Here is an 18257-nt window from a genome sequence, read left to right on the forward strand (position 1 = left end):
TCCATCCCGCGGGACTGTTGCCACACAGGGATATCCGAATGCTGTTCGGCCAGCAGGCTGGCCACCTGCTGCAGGTAATCGAAGCTGCTGAAGAACGCCAGGTAGTTGCCGGGGCGCAGGCGGAACTGGGTGGCGATCAGCTCGACGATGGGCGCCAGGGACGCCTGGCGATGATTGAAACGGGTGGAGATCCGGCTGACGATATGTACATCCAGCTGCGCGGCACTAAATGGCGATTCGACATCCACCCACACCGTGGTTTCCGGCAGCCCCAGCAGGTCGCGGTAGTAATGCCAGGGGTTGAGCGTCGCCGAGAACAGCACCGTACTGCGCGCCGCGCTCAGTCGCGGCGCCAGGAATCCCGCCGGCACCACATTGCGCAGGCACAGTTCGGACAGGCTGCGCCGGGCATTGAGCTCGCGCTTGCTGATATCGAAGAGGAACTGCCCGTCGAACAGTTCGGCCACCCGGGCGAATTGCAGGGCATCGAAATAGAACCCCTGCAGCCGGCTGTCCAGCCCTTGCGGGTGGTCGTTGAGGTAATCGCCGATCGCCGAGATACACAGCGACAGCGCCTTGAGCAACGGGGCCGGCGCCTGGTCATAGGCCTGGTACGGCCGCAGTTGCTCCTTGTGCAGGGCATTCCACTCCCGGTTGAGTCGTTGCAGCGGTTTCTTCAGCAGCTCCGGGGCGACCTGACGCACAGCGCTCAACTGGTACTGGTCGAGGCTGGCGCTGTACATCGAGCGTCCGCGCTCCACCAGGTTATGGGCTTCGTCCACCAGGGCGGCGACCTTCCATTGGTTGGCCTGCGCCAGGCCGAACAGCAAGGCGCTGAAATCGAAGTAATAGTTGTAGTCCGCCACCAGCAGATCGCTCCAGCAGGCCATTTCCTGGCTCAGGTAATACGGGCACAGCCCATGCGCCAGGGCGATCTCGCGCACCGCCTGCTGATCCAGCAGCGATACTTGGCTCGCCGCCTGCCGCGCCGCCGGCAGACGGTCGTAGAAACCCTTGGCCAATGGGCAGGACTCGCCATGGCAGGCCAGCTCCGGATGCTCGCAGGCCTTGTCCCGGGCCACCAGCTCCAGCACCCGCAACGCCAGCCCGGGGCTGCGCTCGAACAAGACCCCGGCGGCGTCCAGCGCCAGTTTGCGTCCCGGGGTCTTGGCGGTGAGGAAGAACAGCTTGTCCAGCTGCTGCCCCGGCATCGCCTTGAGCATGGGGAATACCGTGCCCAGGGTCTTGCCGATCCCGGTCGGCGCCTGGGCCATCAGGCAGCGCCCGGTGCTCACCGCCTTGTACACCGACTCGGCCAGACTGCGCTGCCCCGGACGGAAGTCGGGATGGGGGAAACTCAGCGCCGCCATGGCCTGATCGCGGGCATGCCGGTGGGCCAGTTCCTGTTCGGCCCATTGCAGGAACTGGCTGCATTGGCGGTTGAAAAACTGCTCCAGGGCCTGAGCCTCATGCTCTTCCACCAGCGACGTCTCGCGCTCGCTGAGGATGTCGAAATACACCAGCGCCAGGCGGATGCTGCTCAACTGCAACTGCTGGCACAGCAGCCAGCCATAGATCTTCGCCTGGGCCCAATGCAGCTGGCGATGGTTGGCCGGCATGCGTTCGAGGTCGCCGCGGTAGGTCTTGACCTCCTCCAACAGGTTGGCGTCCGGGTCGTAGCCGTCCGCCCTGCCCTTGACGGTCAACGCACCGAAGCAGCCTTCGAGGGCCACCTCGCTCCGATAGTTCGCGCTGCGCCGCGCCGCCACCGTACGGTGGCCCTGGATGCCTTCCAGCGCGGTGGGCGATGGGGTGAAGCGCAGGTCAAGATCGCCGACCTTGGCGGTGAATTCGCACAGTGCCCGTACCGCGATGCGGTAGTTCACTCGTCCTGCTCCGCCCACTGCACATAGCAGACCGCCACCGGCATCTGGTGCTGCCGGCAGAACTCCAGCCAGCGCAGCTGGTTGTCCTGCAGGCGGTCGCCTGGGCCCTTGACCTCGATCATCCGGTAGGTTTTCTGCTGCGGCCAGAACTGAATCAGGTCCGGCATGCCGGCGCGGTTGGCCTTGATGTCTTGCAGCAGGCGGTCGAACCAGTGCTTGAGGTGCTCGGCCGGCAGGCAGGCCAGCGCCTGTTCCAGCAGTTCTTCGCTGAGGGCGCCCCAGAACACGAAAGGCGATTGCACCCCCCACTTGTCCAGGTAGCGCTGGCGGATGCTCTGCGCATAACGCCCGTCATCCAGCTCCGCCAGACAGGCCTGGAACAGCTCGGTGCGCCGGCTGTGGAAGTCCTCGCTCAACAGGTCGGCCGGCCCGCGCTGGAACGGGTGGAAAAACGCCCCGGGCAGCGGCGCGAAGATCGCCGGCCAGCAGAGCAGCCCGAACAGCGAATTGATCAGGCTGTTCTCCACGTAGTGCACCGGCGCCTGCTCCTCGTGGAGATGGGCCTGCACATGGAATTCCACCGACAGCGCCGGATCGGCCCGCGGCAGGCTGAGGTCCAGGCGCAGCATCGGTTGGGTGCCGCCACGCGGCGTGGCCGGGCCGCCGAGCTTGCGCCGCAACCTGGGCAGCAGCCGCAGCAGTTGCTGCTGCTCGGCCGCGTTGTGCGGGGCCAGCGCGGCCGCCTCGGCCAGGGCCAGGGCCTGCGGGTAATCGCCGCTGCGCTCGAAGACGCGGATCAGCCGCGCTCTCGCCCCGGGGTCAGCGCAGTCCTGATAGATGGCGGCCGCCAGCGGCCATTGCGCGAGCCGCTCACAGTGCTGCCCCAGCAGGAACAGCAGCTTGGCCCGGCGCCGCTGCAGCCAGGGATTGTCGCTGGCGAACGCCTGGATGCTCGCCAGCACCTCATCCAGCGCCTCACCGCTTTCGAAGCGCTGCCGACAGTCCTCCAGGTACACAAAACCCTCGACGTCGGCGCGGCTGCGCAGCGCCCGGGCGTCGTCGCGGAACTCGACCTTCTCGTAGGTGAAGATGCCCAGGTCGGCCAGCACGAACTCCGACCAGTCCTGATACAGGTTGCCGAAGAACATCAGGCGCAAGCGGTCGCACAGCGCCATGACGGTCAGGCTGCACACCCCGTCTTGCAGCCCCGGGCACCATTGGCCCAGGCTCCGCGGTTCGTCGAACAGCGGCCCCAGCGCCGCCAGCCAGTCGGACTTGCGGGCCTTGGGCTGCTCGATCGTCGCGCGAAAGCCGTGGAGGATTTCCGCCTTTTGCAACAGGTTGAACAGCTCTTCCAGGGTCAGCGGCGCCTGTTCGTCGACCCAGCCCAGGCGCACCAGCGGCGCGACGGCCGCGCGGGTATCACCGATTTCTTCATAGACCAGCCGGGACATGCGAAAATGACAGCCTTTACGCATGATCATGCGCACCAGCAGGGCCTGGGATGGCTGGGCCAAGGCCGCGAAGTCGCCGATGAAGCTATGCTCTTCAGGTGACAGCACATCGGCGTAGCGCAGTTCGAGCCAGGCCAGCACCTGCTGGAAGTTGTGCAGGTAATAAAGAGGGTTTTCCAGAGGGTTGGAAGTCACAGGACAGGCGCGCCGCAAAGAAGTTGATACTGGTTATGCATACAGATAACAGCTGCCGGCCTGCCCTGGCAAACACTATTGGATAAGTGGCGTTACAGGTTTTTTTACGGGGCCGCAGAACTTTCTTGCGGTTAATCACACCAAGGGCGGATAGCCATATAGTCGCGAGCCGCCAGTCGTGGGTGGACTCACAAAGATTGATGAAGAGAGGTTTGTCTATGAATGTCAAATACCTGGGCCTGCCGTTGGCCGTTGCAGCCTTCCTGGCACTGGGCGGCTGCGCCTCGCCGACCGTGGTGACGCTGCAGAACGGCACGCAATACCTGACCAAGGACATGCCTAACGCCAAGACCGCCGACGGGTTCTACGAATTCGAAGACATCGCCGGCAAGAAAATCCGCATCAAGGCGGCCGATGTCGCCACCGTCCGCCAAGAGGACTGACCGATCGAACCTGGTCGCCCTCAGGGCGACCAGGGTGCCGAATTCTGCCCCGGCACGCTGTTATCGCAGGAAATGTAGTACTGTCCCCCACGCTTCTGCAGCTCGCTGCGCACCCGCTGACAACGCTCGAACTCCCGGGCCTCTGCATTATCGATGCTGATATTGCCGGTGGTTTCAGGCTTTTTACCCTCCCCCAAAGTCACGTTCGCCCAAGGCCGTTCCGCGTCGATATGAAAGCGGCTGCTCGGTTCGGGCTCCGCCTCTTTGCCGCTCACCGGCGCAGCGGCCGGTAGCTGGTCCGGGGTCACGCCGTAGCGCTTCAGGATCGATTGCTGAGGCAAGTCCTCGGCCATAACGCTGCCTGCTATCAGGGCCAGCGCCAGACCGATGCCATACCTCTGGTTATCACTCACCTTGTGTTTCTCCTGCTGTTCACTGTTGCCGTTGAATGAGCATTGGCCGCTACCTGGGCAGCGGGCGCCTGCCTTGATAACGCGCCAGTCCCCGCGGACTTTAATAGCCCTGGAACGAACGCACGCCATCGCCCCGCCTGATGACAGGCCGATGTTTTATCGAGCGCCGTGTCACAGGGGGCAGGTATTGGAGTGGTTTTTCGACTGATGGGTCACTCTTCGGCTGAATACCGGTGACCTTTGCGGAAAATGCTGTCGAGGGACGCAGGAAGGGAAAACCGTGACCGCGCGGGGCAAAATCGCCACCCCGCGCGGCCAGGCTTCAGGCGATGGTGATGCTCGCGCCGTTGAGGCTGTCCAGGCTGACCCCTACCAGAGTCACCGAGTCGCCGCCGAAGGTCAGCAGGGTATCGTTGCCCACCGTGCTGGCATGGGCGCGGAAGTCGTCGTTGGCGACCACGCCTTCGACGCCGAGGAACACCAGTTTGTCGCTGCTCTGGTAGCCCAGCACGCGGTCCTGGCCGAAGTCGCCGCTGAACAGGAAGGTATTGCTGCCCCCGCCCGCCTGCAGCAGGTCGTTGCCCGCGCCACCGACCAGTACATCGTTGCCCTGGCCGCCGATCAGGTGGTCATCGCCATCCAGGCCGAACAGCCAGTCGCCGCTGGCGTGGGCGGTCAGGGTATTGGCCGCGGCGTCGCCCTTCACCGAAGAGGCGTACTGGGTCAGGCTGCTCCCTGCCAACAGGCCCTTGTCGGTGACGCTGTGGGTCACGTCGTCCTTGAACAGGCCCCAGAGGAACCCCGGCTCCTTGCTGGTGATCGCGCCGATATCGCGGGTGATGCTGATGCCGCCATTGGCATCGCGCACATACAGGGTGCCGGCGCCGTCATTGGCGAAGCTGAAGTTCTTCACCGACTGCTGCAGGTCCAGGGTGTTGTTGCCCTGCCCGCCCAGCAGGATGTTGTAGCCGCCGGCGTCGCGGAAGGTGTCGTTGCCGGCGCGGCCTTCCAGGTAGTCGTTGCCTTGGCCGCCCTGGATCAGGTCGTTGCTGTCGGTGCCGATGATAAAGGTGCTGCCCTTGTGGGTTTCGGCAGTGCGGTTGAGGTCCTGGACCCAGGTGGTGGCCCGCGCCGGGTCTGACAGGTTGGCGACGATGATGGTCGAGTCCTTGCTCGTCAGGTCGTAGAACTTCGACTCGAGGATCCGCGTCATGCCGTCGCCGTAACCGGTGGGCATGTGCGACAGCCAGGTCGGAAGATTCAGGATGGAGAACGGCAACAGGTTCCAGGCCGTCGAGGCGTAATAGTCGTTGAAGCTGACGATGTTGTTGGTTGCCGATTCCTGTGGCGTGTCATGCACGCCGAGGGACGCCAGGTTGAACGTCGTGCCATCGAGGACGCGGAACACCGGGTCGTTTTCGTAGCCGATGTTCAGCACCTTGTCCCCCGCGATCTGGGGCGGCGAGGCGTAGGAGATGTAATTGGAGTCGTTGTAGAACCCCGACCAGTGAACGCCACTCAGCTCCGCCATGCTGTTGACCGCCAGGCCACCGAGGCTGTGGCCGCTGACCAGGATGTCCTTGCCCGTCAGGCCGTTGGCCTGGGCGAAGGCCGCGACATCGGTGAGCAGCGAACCGAAGGCTTCGCCGACGTAGTTTGTCAAATAGTCATGCTGCAGGAACGACAGAACGTCGTTGATCACATCGCCGATGGTGTCGCTGATCAGCGACTCACGGGGCCCGCTGGTGCCGCGAAAGGCAATGCCGATGGAGGTCAGGTGGCCCTGGTCGTCGTACTTGCCGAGGACTTCGGCCTGGGCCGTGGTGTAGCCGGCCTTTTCCCCGTAGTAGGTGCCCCTGAAGTCGGTCTTGCCGTCGTAGCCCAGCTGGGAAGCGCCAATCGGCGTCCAGCCGGCCTTTTGCACCGCCTCCAGCGCGGCTTTCTCTGAATCAGGGTTCCAGGGCAGCCCGGGAATCACCCCTTGCGAATCGCTGCTGCCGATCAGCGCCGTCACCAGGGTCGCCGGTAGGCCGAGGCCTAAACCGTACTGCTGATAGCCAGCGGAAAAGCCGTTGTCGAGGTTGTGGTAGGAATACAGCGTGATCGCCAGCGCATCGGAAAACAGCGCCTTTGAATCTTCTGTGCCGAGGTTTTTATAGTCATACACACCCATGGTATTGCCTCTCTTTGTTGTTGAACTTGTTAGGCTCTGCCCAAAAAGTGGCTGCGCGCTGAGCGCCTTCGGCGCTACGCAGGTCATGCTGCGTTAAAAACAGGCTCGGAATGCTCATGTAGGTCCCTACAGTCGGGCGCGACCCCGGCCGTTCCTCGCCTGTTTTTGCCTTGCCTGACCTTCGCTCGCCGACTTTTTGGACAGATCCTCGAGATAGCTCACGCGGACGAAGCGCCCTCCGCTGGCGCCCCATCCTTAGTGCAATGCTTTTTGCTACTTATCTATGCAAAGACGATCCCCCCTGCAGAGAGGTTGTCCGGCGCGACCCCAACCAGCGTCACGGCGTAGTCGCCGACGCTGAGCAAGGTGTCCTGGCCGCTCTGTGACAGGTGCTGCGTGTAGTCGTAGCCCTGCCCCGCGCCCGCCACGCCCATGAACACCAGCTTGTCGCTGCCCTGGTAGCCATGGATCGCATCGAAGCCGAATGCGCCGCTGAACAGGAAGGTGTTGGCTCCGCCGCCGCTGGAGTACATGACATCGTTGCCGGCGCCGCCGACAAAGGTCACGTCGCTCTTGTCGCTGCGCAGCACATCGTCGCCCCCGTGACCGAACAACCAGTCGCCATCGACGCTGGCCACCAGCGCATTGCCGTAGGCATCACCATTGAGCGAGTGGTTGTAGTGAGTCAACTGGTTACCGGCCAGCAAGCCCTGGTCGGTCACGCTGTGGGTCACCTCCTTGCTGAACAGGCCCCAGGCGAAACCCGGCTCCTTGCTCACCAGCGCACCGATGTCGCGGGTCATGCTGATGCCGCCATAGGCATCACGCACATACAGGCTGCCGTCGCCATCGTTGACCACGCTGAACTTGCCGAGCGACTGCTGCAGGTCGAAGACGTTATGCCCCTTGCCGCCCAGCAGGATGTTGTAGCCACCCTCGTCGCGGAAGGTGTCGTTGCCGTCGCGGCCTTCGATGAAGTCGTTGCCACGCCCGCCCTTGAGCAGATCATTGCCATCGGTGCCGAAGATAAAGGTACTGCCCTTGTGCGGTTCGGCGTTGCGGTTGAGGTCCTCGACCCAGGTCTTGCTCCGACTGCCCTCGGACAAGGTGGAGACGATCAGGGTCGAATCCTTGCTCGTCAGGTCGTAGAACGCCGAATCGACCACCCGGTTCAAGCCATCGGCGTAACCCGCGGAGCCGTGGGCCTTCCACGACAGCGGGTTGAGGATGCTCTGCGGCAGCAGGTTCTCCAGGGTCGAGGCGTAATGCTCGTTGAAGTTGACGATGTTGTTGGTCGCCGACGCCTGGACCTTGTCATGGCTACCCAGGGAGGAGGCATTGAAGGTGGTGCCGTCGAGCACCCTGAACACCGGGTCGTTTTCGTAGCCGATGTTCAGCACCTTGTCCCCCGGGCTCTGGGTCGGCGAGGCGAATGCCACATAGCGGGCATCAGCGTAGAAACCGCCCCAGTGCTCGCCGCTCAGCTCGGCCAGGCTGTTGACCCCCAGGCCGCCCAGGCTGTGGCCGCTGACCAGCACATCCTGGCCGCTCAGGCCCTGGGCCTTGGCGAACTCGGCGACGCTGGCGAACAGCTTGTCGAAGGCATTCTTGCTGTAGTTCGCCGCGTAGCCCACCGGCCCGACCGCCGCCAGCAGGTTGTTCTTGATGTCGCCCAGGGTATCGCTGAAGCCCAGCCCGCCGGTGCCGCGAAAGGCGATGCCGATCGACAGCAGCTTGCCGGCCTCGTCATAACGCCCCAGCACTTCCACTTCGGCGCTGGTAAAGCCTGGCTGCTCGCCGAAGAAGGTGCCCTGGGGCCCGACCTTGCCCTGATACCCCAGTGGCTCGGCACCAATCGCCGTCCAGCCCGATGCCAGCGGCTGCCCGGTGGGCGTGTAGGCATAGAGGGTCAACGCCAGCGCATCGCTGTACAACGCCTTGCCCGCCTCGCCCTTGAAACTCCGGTAATCGAATACACCCATGTTGTGTCTCACTCTTATAGTCATTGGCCCGCAGGCCTCAGAACTGCCAGTCCAGGGTCAGGCCGACCCCATGACTCTTGTCCCGAGAACCCAGCAGGCCGTTGTAGTCCAGGTTTACCCGGGTATCGCGCCCCAGCAACAAGCCGGCGCGAGCCCCGACCACAGCAGCGTTACGATCCAGCGCAACGCTCTGTATGTTGAACGAACCACCATTGGCAAAAGCCAGGTGTTGATCCGAACTGGTGTCGCTCAGGTTGTGCTGCCAGCCGAGGGTGCCGGCCAGTTCCAGCTGCCGGGCATCGGACAAGGCGAAGCGTTTGCTGGCCCGCAGGCCGAGGGTCGAGAGCACCGCGTCGCGATTGTCGTCGCCGCTGCGCAGGGCGGTGGCCCCGCCTTTTTCGCGGAAGCTGTCGCTGCCCACATGCACGTAGGCCAGGTTGACGAAAGGCTCCAGGGCCACGCCGGGCAGTGTCACTTGCCACGCCGCTTCGGTGAACAGCTGGGCGGTCTGAGCGTCACGCTTGACCTTCTGCCGATCAGAGAACTCGCCGTATTGCAGGTCGCGCTTCACATCGATGCGGTGCCAGCTGTAGGAACCGCCGACGCTCAGGCGCACGGCATCCAGCTGGTGACCCAGGTAGGCACCCAGGTGATAGCTGTCCACCGAAGCCGAGGAATGGGTGCCGTCGCCCATGCTCAGGGAGCTGTCGCTGTAGCCGGTGAACAGGCCGAGACGGGTGTCCTCGGCGACCAAGCCATCGACACCGATCAGCAGACCACCGATCGAGCTGGTGTAGTCGGCATGGTCATAGCCACCGTCGGACTTGCCCCAGGCCCCCAGCGCCTTGAACCACAGATTGTTGTCGCTGGCCGCGGGCGCCGCCGAATCGAGCAGGCCGTCCTGACGCAGGCGGTCGCCCACCGCATCGCGCAGCTGGCGGCTGTCGTTGATCAGCAGCGTGCCGATGGCCGGATGAATCTCCCCGGTCAGTTGCTGCAAGGCTTGTTGCGCGCTGGCGGCGTTCTCCGACAGCAGCAGGCTTTCGTACACCGGATTGCCCGCCCCCAGTTGCTCGGCGGCGGCACCCACGGAGCGCTGGTTCGGGGTCAGGCCGACATCGCTGAAGGCGGTTGCGTTACGCACCACCTGCAACTGCACGCCGCCGGCGGTGTAATCGAGGTTGCCACCGAGGAACAGGTAGTTCGGCGCGATCGAAGCGAAACGACCGTCGATGCCACCGGCCGCCTGCAGGATGTTGTATTGCCGGCCCAGCAGGCTGCGCGCCTCGCTGGCGCTGAGCAGGGTCGGACTGTTCTCCAGGGCCAGGGTCACGTTGGCCCCTTCGACGGTGGCCTTGCCGCCAGCGACTATCTGGTCGCTGCTGGTCGGCGACAGCTCCACCGCGTAGGTCGAGCCCGGTTGCAGGGTTACATCGCCCGCCACCTGCAAGGTGCCGATGGAGTTGCCCGGCGCCACGGTACCGCCACGGTTTGCGGTCAGGGCGGCGATGCGCCCATTGCCACCGAGAATGCCGCTGTCATTGACCGTCACGGCCGACGCCAGCGATCCATTGACGGCCAGGCGTCCCTGATTGACCAGGGTCGGGCCGCTGTAGCTGTTGTTGCCGGTCAGCACCAGGGTGCCGATGCCCTGCTTGGTCAGGCCGCCGTGTCCGGAAATATCGTTGCGCCAGACATCCAGGCCGCAAGACAGACCGTTGCACAGGCGCTGGGTGGGTTTGCCGGCATCCACCACGGCGCCGATGCCGGGCAGATCGACGACGAACTGGCCGGAGCCATAGGCGCCTTCGACCCGGAACTCCTGGGGAATGTCTGCTTCGGTGACGAACATGCCCGGGCCGTCGATGCCCTTTTGCAGGTTGATCATGCCCCAGCCGTACAGCGCGTCGATGCCCGGATCGCCCATGTCGGTGGCGGTGGTTCTCAGCACGGTGGCGATCTGCGAAGCGCTCATGTAGGGAAAGCGCTCCATCAGCACCGCCGCCGCGCCCGCCACGTGGGGAGCGGCCATGGAGGTACCGCTCTTGTTGGCGTAGCCGATGGTCATGTCGTCCAGGTTCGTGCCGCCGATCACCGCACTGTAGATCCGCGTACCCGGCGCCGAGACGCAGAAGCTCGCGGTGTAGCCGCAGCGCGAGGAGAAGGTGCTGAGGGTGTAGGGATTGGGGCTGGCGGTGTCCGGGTTCTTCTGCAGTGCCGCCACCGTCATCCAGTTCGGTGCGATCTCCGGGACGAAATAGGCCAGGCCGGCGATGGCGTCCGGGTTGTTCAGGTTGTAGTCGTTACCGGCGGCGAAGATGGTCAGCACGCCACCGCGAGCCGCGTCGATCGCCCCGCTGTAGGCGCCGCCCTGGCGGGTGCCCAGCAGCGGCTGGATCTGGTCGAACTGCAATTGGGCGTCCTGCACGGTGAAGTGCGGAAAGGCCGGGTCGCGACCGCCCTGGTCGAAGCGGTCGGTGATGCCGATGCCCCAGCTGTTGTTGATGATCCGCGCGCCACTGTTCACCAGGGCGTCCCAGCCGGCCCGGTAGACCGCGCCGTCGTTGCCGAGAATGATCCCGTCCTCGGGGCCCGGGTCGCCGTTCTCGGCAGTGATGATCTGCGCGTCGAAGGCCACGCCATGCATCGGCCCGCCATCGCGGCTGCCGGCGGCGATACCGCCGACGTGGGTGCCGTGGGAGCCGAGCTTGCCGTCGGAACCCACCGAGGGCGTGCCGTCATAACGGAAGGCATCGCCGGCTTTGACCGGAATGTAGGGGTCGGTGTATTCGCGGATGCCGCTGGTGACCAGGGTGATCACCTTGTCGCTGCCGCTGAATTCCGGGTGCTGGGCATACACCGGCTGGTCGAAGATCCCCAGCTTGACGCCCTTGCCGGTATAACCGGCGGCATAGGCCTGCTCGGCATGGATCGCCCCCAGGCCCCATTCGGCGTTGAACTCGGCACTGCGCCAACTGCCGGGATCGCCCGGCTGGCCGCTTTCCACATAAGGCGCGGCCTGGGCGCTACCCGCCGCGGCCAGGCCACAGATCAAAGCGCCACAGGAGGCGCGCACCAGGCTATTGGCTGCCGGAGCAGCCCCCGTAAAGCTGTATTTCATCGGTACCTTCCTTAGTTGCCTTGCTGGAAATAGTTGCCTTGCTAGAAACAATTACCTTGATAGAAACACCGCGTCAGACCCGACGCGGGTGGTTTTACCGAACAGCCGGCCCGCCAACGGCGAGCCGTGCTGTGCCGATAGCTGCTGCCGTGCCGACGCGACCTTGCGTCAGCACGGCGCTGTCAAAAGCCGGGTCAGAACTGCCAGTTCAGGCTCAGCCCTGCCCCGTGGATCTTCTCGCGGCTGGCCAGTTGGCCGTTGTAGTCCAGGCTCAGGCGCAGGTCGCGGCTCAGCGCCAGGCTGGCATGGGCGCCGACCAGCGCGGCATTGCGCGGCAGCGAAGTGCTTTCGACGCTGAACGGCGTGCCGCCGGAAGCAAAGGCCAGGTGTTCTTCGGCCCGGGTGTTGCTCAGGTTGTGCTGCCAGCCCAGGGAACCGGAAAGGTCCAGGCGGGTTTGCCCGGACAGCTCGAGGCTTTTCAGGGCGCGCAGGCCGAGGGTGCTGAGTGCGGCTTCGCGGCTGTCGCTGCCGCCTTTCAATGCGGCGGCATCGCCCTTCTCGCTGAAGCTGTCGCGGTGCAGGTGCACATAGGCCAGGTTGGCGAACGGCTCCAGGGCCAGCGCCGGCAGGTCCAGGCGATAAGCCGCTTCGCCGAAGACCTGGCTGGTGCGGGCATCGACCTTGGCTTTCTGCTTACCGCTGACTTCGCCGAACTGCAGGTCGCGCTTGACGTCCGCGCGATGCCAGCTGTGGGCCGCGCCCGCGCTCAGGCGCCAGGCGCCCAGCTCATGGCCGAGGTAGGTGCCCAGGTGATAACTGTCCACAGAGGCCTTGGAATGGGTGCCGCCGCCCATGCTCAGGGAGCTGTCGCTGTAGCCGGCGAAGGCGCCCAGGCGCGTACTGTCGCTGAGCGCGCCGTCGGCCCCCAGCAGCAACCCGCCGATGGACGTGTTGTAGGCCTCGGTGTCGTGGTCGCCGTCGTTCTTGCCCCAGGCGCCCAGTACCTTGAGCCACAGGTTGCCCTCGCTCTGCACCACCGCGCCCGGGACCTGCAGACGCTCGCCGACCGCATCGCGCAGCTGACGGCTGTCGTTGAGCAGCATCGAGCCCAGCGCCGGGTAGATTTCCCCGGACAGCTGCTGGAACGCCTGTTGCGCCACGCCGGCGCTCGGCGAGCGCAGCAGGCTTTCATACACCGGGTTACCGGCCCCCAGTTGCTCGGCGGCGGCCGCCACCGAGCGCTGGTTCGGGGTCAGGCCGACACTGGCGAACGAGGTGGCGTTACGCCCGATGCTCAGCTGTACGCCGCTGGCGGAATAATCGAGGCTGCCACCGAGGAACAGGTAGTTGGGTTCCACCGAACCGAAGCGGCCGTCGATACCGTTCGCCGCCTGGAGGATCTGGTACTGGCTGCCGATCAGGCTTTGCGTCTGTTCGAGGCTGAGCAGCTGCGGGCTGTTTTCCAGGGCCAGGGTGACCCCGGCGCCATTCAGGGTGGCCTTGCCGCCGGCGACGATACGGTCGCTGCTGGTGGGCGACAGCTCCACGGCATAGGTCGAGCCCGGCTGGAAGGTCACGTCCCCCGCCACCTGCAAGGTGCCGATGGAGTTGCCCGGGGCCACAGTGGCGCCGCTGTTGGCCAGCAGCGCGCCGATGCGGCCGGAACCGCCGAGGGTGCCGCCGTCATTGACCGTGACGCTGGAGGCCAGCGAACCATTGACTGTCAGCAAGCCGCCATTGACCGTGGTCGCGCCGCGATAGCTGTTGTTGCCGCCGAGCACCAGCCAGCCGGCGCCGGACTTGATCAGGCTGCCTTCGTACACCCGTTGCGCCGCGGCCGCGTCGCGGGCCATACCAACGGCGTAGTCGGTCTTGTCCTGCTGGCTGGCGCCGGCACCCAGGCCGTTTTCCCAGCCCTTGTCCTTCAGGGTCTGTTGCCAGGCCGCGTGTTCGGCGGCGTCTTCGCCCTGGCGCTGCAGCAGCGCCTTGTCCGAGATGTCGTTGCTCCAGACGTCGCCCTGCCCGGCGCCCAGGTTGGCGTCGAACGCCCCCAGCAACTGCCCGGGGCCGTGCATGGCCCGCTCCAGGTTGGGCACGCCCCAGCCGACCAGGCTGGTGGGCGCCTCGGTGATCGAGCCGTCCAGCTGGGTGGCGGTGGTCAGCAGCACCTCCAGGGCCTGCTGGTTGTTCATGTAGGGATAACGCTCCATCACCAGGGCCAGCGCGCCCGTGGCATGGGGCGCGGCCATCGAGGTGCCGGACTTGGTGGCGTAACCGCCGCCGGGCACGGTGCTGGAGATCAGCCGCCCGGGCGCGGCCACGCACCAATACTTGGCGACGCCGCACTGGTTGTAGCGCTGCTGGTTATTGGCATCCAGGCCGGACACCGCCAGCCAGTGCCCTTCCAGCTCCGGCTGGAAGTACGGCAGCGCCGCGCGCACGCTGGCGTTGGCGTAACCGCTGTTGCCGGCGCTGAACACGTTGATCACGCCCTGACGCGATACATCGGCCGCCGCGTCCAGCCAGGTGATCTGGCCATAGTGCTGGGCATAGGCGGCGTGCAGGTCGCCCAGGGTCTGGTAGCTGACACCCGGCGGCTGGCTGCCCCAGCTGTTGTTGATGGCGCGCACCCCGGCATCCGCCAGGGCGCCGTACACCGCCTTGAAATACTGCGGGTCCGGGGTCGGGCCGAACAGGAAGCTGTCGTTCTTGTTGGTGTTGCCCACATAGACCTGGGCATTGAAGGCCACGCCGTGCATGCCAACGCCGTCGCGGGCCGCGCCCATGGTGCCGGTGACATGGGTGCCATGGCTGTCGTTGTTGCCGTTGAGCACCCCGGAGACGCTGAACGGCGTGCCGTCGACGTAGGTGCCGCTGGCGGTGACCCCGTGGAAGCGCTCGGGCGATGCTTCGCCATGGCTGGCGTCGAAACCCGAGTCGAGGGCGCCGATCTTCACCCCGCTGCCGGTGATGCCGGCGGCATAGGCGGAACTGGCGCGCATGCGTTCCAGGCCCCAGTCCTGGGTGTATTCGGCCGATTGCCAACTGGCCGGCACCCCCAACTGGCCGGTTTCTTGGTACTGCGCCTGGACCACGCCGGGCAGTGCTACCGCCGATAGCGTGGAACATGCCAGCAACGAGCGGCGACTCAGCGCCTTGAGCTGATAAAAGCGTCTATCCATGTGATGACTTCTCGTTTTTTGTTTTTGTCGAAAATGTCAGGTCGGGCCGCCCGCGGCCGCCTTTTTGTCAGTTCATGAGCCGGGCCTGAAAGCTTCGTCGACCCGGGCCAGGTCATCTTCACGCAGGGTGCCTGCGTAGTAGTGCAACTTGGTCCAGGCCATCAGGTAGTCGTAACGGGCCTGCGCCAGGTCGCGGCGTGTGGTGTACAGCTGTTGCTCGGCGTTCAGCGCGTCGAGGTTGACCCGTTCGCCGCCGAGGATGCTCTGCTTGGTAGAGATCACCAGGGCCTCGGCCGAGGTCAGCGCCTTCTGATAAGCGCGCAGCTTGCTGACCCCGGATAGGCAGGCGCTGAACTGGCGCCGCAGCTCGATCAAGGTGGTGCGGGTCTGCGAATCCAGCTCGTACTCGGCCTGCTCCATGGTCCGGCTGGCCTGGCGGGTGGCCGCCGAGACACCGCCACCGGCGTACAGCGGCATGCTGATTTCGATGCCGATGGTGTTGGTGTCGTAGCGCTGGTTGTAGGTGTTGCCGCTTTCCGACTCGACCCGGCGCGAGGTGGCATAGGCACTGAGCCGCGGCAGGTGGCCGGCGCGGTTGCGCTCGATCTCGTAACGCGCCACTTCCACGGCCTGGCGCTGGGAGGCCAGGTTCGGGTTGTTGCTGATCGCAAGTTCATGCCAGGCGTCGTAGTTGGCCGGCGACAGGGTGAAGGACTCGAAACGATCGCGCAGCGGGTCGAGGTCGCGGATGTCCACGGTCGGCACGCCGATCAACGCACCCAGCTCGCGCAGCGCCGCGTCCTGCTCGTCGCGGGCCTCGATCTCCTCGGCGGTGGCCAGCTCGTAGCGCGATTCCGCTTCGAGAATGTCGGTGCGGGTGCCCTCGCCCTGGCGAAACATGTGCTCGTTCTGCTGGAACTGCTGCTCGAAGGCCTTCTTCTTGGCCTGGGCGATCTCGATCTGATCCTGAGCGAACAGCGCCTGGGTGTAGAAGGTCAGCACCCGTACCAGCAGCTCCTGGCTCTTGCCGCGAAAGTTCTCGTCGGCGAACAGCGCCTGGGCCACGCCCTTGCGGTAGGAGGCATAGGCCTCGTAGTCGATCAGCGGCTGTTGCAGGGTGAAGGTGGAGCCGTAGCTGTCGTAGTTGCGGTCATCGTGGCTGGTGCCGCCGCGACCGTCGGGCACGGTGGCCTGAGAGTTATTGCGGCCCTTGTTGTAGCTGTAGTTGAGTTTCGGCAGCAGCCCGGCGCGGCCGATGATGCGGTTCTCCAGGCCGGCATCGCGCTCCTTGATCGCCCCGAGGAACACCGGGTCGTTGCGCAGGGCCTGTTCGTAGACCTGGAACGGCCCCATGGCCTGGGCGTTGGTGCATACCAGCAAAGCGACTGTGGCTCCGAAGATGGAAAGCTGACTCATGCGACGGAACATCCTTATTCCTCGGTCAATGCGGAACCCGCCCGGTCGAGCAGGGGTTTGAACAGGTAGTTGAGCAGCGAGCGCTCGCCGGTACGGACGAACATCTCCGCCGGCATGCCCGGCTTGATCACCAGGCCGTTGAGCTTTTCCATGGCCTGGTCGCTGACGCTGCTGCGCAGCACGTAGTAAGGCACGCCGGTCTTTTCATCGACCATCTGGTCGGCGGAGATCAGGCTGACCTCGCCGGACACCCGCGGCGTGCGGCTCTGGTTGAAGGCGGTGAAGAGGATGTCCACCGGCAAGTGGCTGCCGACCTTGTCGATCAGGTTCACCGGCAGGTGCCCTTCCACTTCCAGGCGAGTGCCCTGGGGCACGATCTCCAGCAGGTTTTCCCCGGGGCGGACCACCGCCCCTTCGGTGTGCACCCCGAGGTTGACCGCAATGCCGTCGGCGGGCGCGAGGATCTCGCTGTGCTGCAGGTCGAAACCGGCCGAGGTCAGCTGCTGCTCCAGGGTCAGGCTTTTCAGTTGGGCGTCGGCCAGCTGGCTGCGCACTTCCTTCTGGTACTCCTCGCTGTGCTGCTGCAATTTGAGCCGCGACTCGAGAATGCCCTGTTCCACCCGCCCGCTTTCGCCGGTGTTCTGCGCCAGTTCCTGCTGCACCTGGGACAGCTGGCGCTGGTACTCCATCAGGCGGTTGCGCGGGATGTAGCCGTTGTCCGCCAGGGGCTGCAGGTTGGCCAGCTGCTGGCGCAGGGACTCGGCCTGGTTGTTGAGGTCGGTACGCGCCCGGCGCATCCCGGCCAGTTGCGCGGTGGCGCCTTCGATACTGGCGCGGATCCCCGCCTGCTCGCGGGCGAAGGCCTCGCGCCGGCTGCTGAACAGTTGCCGCTGGCCTTCCAGCACCAGGGCCAGGCGTGGGTCGGGATCGGCGCTCAGGGCCTCGGGAAAGCTCACCTGCTTGAGGTTGTCACGCTCGCTCTGCCAGCGCGCCAGGCTGGCCCAGGCCATGCGGTACTGCGCTTGCAGCGACTGCACGTCGGCCTCGACCTGGGTCTGGTCCAGGCGGAACAGCGGCTGGCCCTGCTTCACCGCCTCGCCTTCACGCACCAGGATCCGGCTGACCACCCCGCCGCTCATGGATTGCACGGCCTTGCGCTTGCCCGAAACCACCACAGTGCCTTGCACCGGGATGCCCTGGTCCAGCGGCGCCAGGGCCGCCCAGAGAAAAAAGCTGCCGGCGCCGGCCAGCGCCAGCACCCAGCCCATACGCGCGAAAAACCGCGCATCGCGCTCGGGACGCTCCGGCGCGTAACCTTGTTCGATCATCATTTCGCTGTCCTTGCTCATGCGCCTGGGTTCCGTGTCGGGGCCTGATACTGGCGGCTCATGCTCAAGCCGCCCGGGGCCGTCGGGGCCGAGGTTTTTTCCCGCTGCTGCTGTTCCTGGGGCTGGGCCTGGTTTTGATTTTGCGCCTGAGCCTGGGCACCGCTGGACAGCGCCTTGAGCACTTCCTGGCTCGGGCCGAAGGCCTGCAGGCGCCCTTCGTTCAGCACCAGCAGCTTGTCGGCCTGGGCCAGCGCCGAGGATCTGTGGGTCACCAGGATCACGCTGGTGCCCTGGGCCTTCATCTGCGCGATGGCGGACGCCAGGGCGCTTTCGCCCACGGTGTCGAGGTTGGAGTTCGGCTCGTCGAGCACCACCAGGCGCGGCTGGCCATACAGCGCCCGGGCCAGGGCCACGCGCTGCTTCTGGCCGCCGGACAGGCCGCTGCCGTCATCGCCCAGCAAGGTGTCGTAGCCCTGGGGCAGGCGCAGGATCAGGTCGTGCACGCCGGCCTGTTGCGCGGCCTGCACCACCTTCTGCGGATCGGCCTCCTGAAAGCGCGCGATGTTCTCGGCGATGCTTCCGGAAAACAGCTCGATGTCCTGGGGCAGATAACCGATGTAAGGCCCCAGCTCGTTGCGGTTCCAGCGATGGATATCGGCGCCGT

General features: G+C 65.3%; 11 protein-coding genes. 1 reads left to right on the plus strand and 10 read right to left on the minus strand.

Features of this window, described 5'->3' with window-relative positions:
* Nucleotides 1–1886, minus strand: a 1886-nt coding sequence (locus J4D52_RS29230) for an ATP-dependent DNA helicase (protein WP_207272208.1), incomplete at its 3' end; no start/stop codon positions are given.
* Nucleotides 1883–3535 (minus strand): VRR-NUC domain-containing protein, encoded by a 1653-nt coding sequence (locus tag J4D52_RS29235; RefSeq protein WP_063431100.1) that lies wholly within the window; start codon nt 3533–3535, stop codon nt 1883–1885. The genes J4D52_RS29235 and J4D52_RS29230, both read right to left, overlap by 4 nt.
* Before the next feature lie 218 nt (nt 3536–3753).
* Here J4D52_RS29235 and J4D52_RS29240 point away from each other — a divergent pair, with 218 nt between their 5' ends.
* A complete protein-coding gene (locus tag J4D52_RS29240; protein ID WP_007922767.1) occupies nt 3754–3978 on the plus strand; it encodes a YgdI/YgdR family lipoprotein in 225 nt (74 codons plus the stop codon).
* 20 nt (nt 3979–3998) lie between these two features.
* Here the strand turns inward: J4D52_RS29240 and J4D52_RS29245 are convergent, their stop codons facing one another.
* The 8 genes from J4D52_RS29245 to J4D52_RS29280 form a co-directional block, all read right to left on the minus strand.
* Nucleotides 3999–4391, minus strand: a complete 393-nt coding sequence (locus J4D52_RS29245) for a hypothetical protein (RefSeq protein ID WP_063431698.1) — start codon at nt 4389–4391, stop codon at nt 3999–4001.
* A 322-nt stretch (nt 4392–4713) separates the two neighbouring features.
* Nucleotides 4714–6564, minus strand: coding sequence for a polyurethanase (locus J4D52_RS29250; protein ID WP_063431102.1), 1851 nt, complete (start codon nt 6562–6564; stop codon nt 4714–4716).
* A 281-nt stretch (nt 6565–6845) separates the two neighbouring features.
* Nucleotides 6846–8546: a polyurethanase gene (locus tag J4D52_RS29255; protein ID WP_102676650.1), complete on the minus strand. Its 1701-nt coding sequence runs from the start codon at nt 8544–8546 to the stop codon at nt 6846–6848.
* A 37-nt stretch (nt 8547–8583) separates the two neighbouring features.
* The gene (locus tag J4D52_RS29260) at nt 8584–11667 is read right to left on the minus strand and encodes an autotransporter serine protease (protein ID WP_063431106.1); all 3084 of its coding nucleotides are present in this window, start codon (nt 11665–11667) and stop codon (nt 8584–8586) included.
* 194 nt (nt 11668–11861) lie between these two features.
* The gene (locus J4D52_RS29265) at nt 11862–14804 is read right to left on the minus strand and encodes an autotransporter domain-containing protein (RefSeq protein WP_408980331.1); all 2943 of its coding nucleotides are present in this window, start codon (nt 14802–14804) and stop codon (nt 11862–11864) included.
* A 117-nt stretch (nt 14805–14921) separates the two neighbouring features.
* Nucleotides 14922–16277, minus strand: a complete 1356-nt coding sequence (locus J4D52_RS29270; RefSeq protein ID WP_102676652.1) for a TolC family outer membrane protein — start codon at nt 16275–16277, stop codon at nt 14922–14924.
* 2 nt (nt 16278–16279) lie between these two features.
* Nucleotides 16280–17596 (minus strand): HlyD family type I secretion periplasmic adaptor subunit, encoded by a 1317-nt coding sequence (locus J4D52_RS29275; RefSeq protein WP_371860286.1) that lies wholly within the window; start codon nt 17594–17596, stop codon nt 16280–16282.
* A 14-nt stretch (nt 17597–17610) separates the two neighbouring features.
* Nucleotides 17611–18257 (minus strand): ATP-binding cassette domain-containing protein (locus J4D52_RS29280; protein WP_207272209.1); only part of this gene is annotated, 647 nt, incomplete at its 5' end.

This window comes from Pseudomonas sp. GW460-12-10-14-TSB1, from assembly GCF_017349775.1.
Taxonomy (GTDB): Bacteria; Pseudomonadota; Gammaproteobacteria; order Pseudomonadales; family Pseudomonadaceae; genus Aquipseudomonas; species Aquipseudomonas piscium.

What these genes read in the sequence shown, in the direction of transcription:
- J4D52_RS29240 (WP_007922767.1), top strand. Translation starts at nt 3,754, where the DNA reads ATGAATGTCAAATACCTGGGCCTGCCGTTGGCCGTTGCAGCCTTCCTG.
- J4D52_RS29250 (WP_063431102.1), bottom strand. Translation starts at nt 6,564, where the DNA reads ATGGGTGTGTATGACTATAAAAACCTCGGCACAGAAGATTCAAAGGCG.
- J4D52_RS29255 (WP_102676650.1), bottom strand. Translation starts at nt 8,546, where the DNA reads ATGGGTGTATTCGATTACCGGAGTTTCAAGGGCGAGGCGGGCAAGGCG.
- J4D52_RS29260 (WP_063431106.1), bottom strand. Translation starts at nt 11,667, where the DNA reads ATGAAATACAGCTTTACGGGGGCTGCTCCGGCAGCCAATAGCCTGGTG.
- J4D52_RS29270 (WP_102676652.1), bottom strand. Translation starts at nt 16,277, where the DNA reads ATGTTCCGTCGCATGAGTCAGCTTTCCATCTTCGGAGCCACAGTCGCT.
- J4D52_RS29275 (WP_371860286.1), bottom strand. Translation starts at nt 17,596, where the DNA reads ATGATGATCGAACAAGGTTACGCGCCGGAGCGTCCCGAGCGCGATGCG.